We start from the raw sequence: 1,665 nt of genomic DNA on the forward strand, positions 1-1,665 counted from the left end.
CCTATTTAGCACGGACCTCTGCCGAGGTCCTTTTCCATAAACACTCCAATGAATGCCACATGGCAACACCTTCCTAATCCATAACTCCTGCGCCACTCGTGGTTATCCCCCGTCATCTGCACAATTATTTATCTATTTGTCTACACTTTCAGGAATAACAAATAACCAGTGTATACAATAACAGGAATACATGAACCCGTGTGTACTATTTTCAGGAGTACCGCATACTATTCTCAGGAATACCACACACACCTCATATTCCGTATGCGTGCGGAATGGATTCCGCCTGTATACGGAATAGATTCCGCTCGCATACGGAATGCATTCCGCAGGCATACGGAATATTGCCGGAATATCAAAATCAAGAAGCTTGTCTGCAAGCCACTTCTAGCGATGTGGGATAAAAATGTTGGGCGAAAGTTTGTTTATCTACGAAATTGTCGTAACTTTGCTACGAATAAATCGTAATAAGGATATTGATCGTAGATAACAACAATATGAGTGAGCCTAACTTTCTAAACGGACTATCCCCTCTCGAGGAGGACTTTATGCGTGCACTATGGCATATCGGAGAGGGTGAGATAAGCGATGCCATCCCCTTGATGGAGCATTCGGACACCCCTTACACCACGGTGGCTTCGGTGGTCAGCAAGCTGGAGAGCAAGGGGTATGTTACTCGTACGGGGAAGCGACGTGGTCACCTCTATGCCCCATTGGTAAGCCAAGAGGAGTACACCGATAAAACCATTAAGTATATTGTTGCCAACTTCTTCAAAGGTTCATACAAAAGTCTGGTGCAACACTTTGCGCAGGAGGAGAAGGTAAGCAAGGAGGAGATCTCGGAGATTCTGAAACTAATTGAAGAGGAATAAGTGGTATGATGATTTGGTTGAAATATCTAGGGCTGTCGGGAATAGGGATTGCTCTCTTTTACCTCCTCGGAGTGGTATTGCTTCGCAAAAGCACCCTACTCCGTGCCAAGCGATGGTATTACCTCATCGCCATCGCCTCTAGCCTTTTGCTCCCTCTGATCTCTTTAGCAGTACCAGAAAGGGATGTAGATGAGGCACAAGATAGGTTGCTCCCCAGCTTCACCATCGTGATAGAGGAGGAGCCAACCATCACTGCACCTGCTACAAAGAGAAACTCAATAGACTGGTCCAGAGTACTGATGGCAACTTGGGCTATTGGTGCAGCGAGTACACTCATCTGGCTCACCTCGGGCGGGTACAAACTCTATAGATTATGCCGCACCTCCACGAAGCGCGAGCTCAGTAATAATGCCACACTTTATGAGGTGGATGAAGAGCTTGCCCCCTTCACGATTGGCAGGGCAATCTTTATCCCCAAGTCCTTATCGAATAGCGATATCACACCCACTATTCTGTCGCATGAGCTGGAGCACATTAGGCAGAAGCACTATTGGGATATCATCATCAGTACGGTGCTGCAGCCCTTACAGTGGTGGAATCCATGTGCGTGGGGATTGCTCCAACAACTGCGCACCAACCTTGAATACCTAGCAGACCAAGGGGTGTTGCGAGAGGGAAGAGACCGAAAGACCTACCAGTATCAGCTACTGGAGTGTACACTAGGCCGAAAGGTAGAGCTACCCTCGCTCTCATTTTCTATGCAAAACCTAAAGAAACGAATCGTAATGATGAA

Annotated in this window: 2 protein-coding genes; both read left to right on the forward strand. The window is 47.1% G+C overall.

Annotated elements, in window-relative coordinates; genetic code table 11:
• Positions 1-497: 497 nt before the first annotated feature.
• Positions 498-872, forward strand: a complete 375-nt coding sequence (locus tag QVO39_RS01790) for a BlaI/MecI/CopY family transcriptional regulator (RefSeq protein ID WP_021902765.1) — start codon at positions 498-500, stop codon at positions 870-872.
• 5 nt (positions 873-877) lie between these two features.
• Positions 878-1,665 (forward strand): M56 family metallopeptidase (locus QVO39_RS01795; protein ID WP_288171509.1); only part of this gene is annotated, 788 nt, incomplete at its 3' end.

It is taken from the genome of Porphyromonas sp. CAG:1061, assembly GCF_000435035.1.
GTDB classification, from domain to species: Bacteria; Bacteroidota; Bacteroidia; order Bacteroidales; family Porphyromonadaceae; genus Porphyromonas_A; species Porphyromonas_A somerae.

Coding starts and splice junctions, on each gene's coding strand:
- QVO39_RS01790 (WP_021902765.1), top strand. CDS start 498: ATGAGTGAGCCTAACTTTCTAAACGGACTATCCCCTCTCGAGGAGGAC.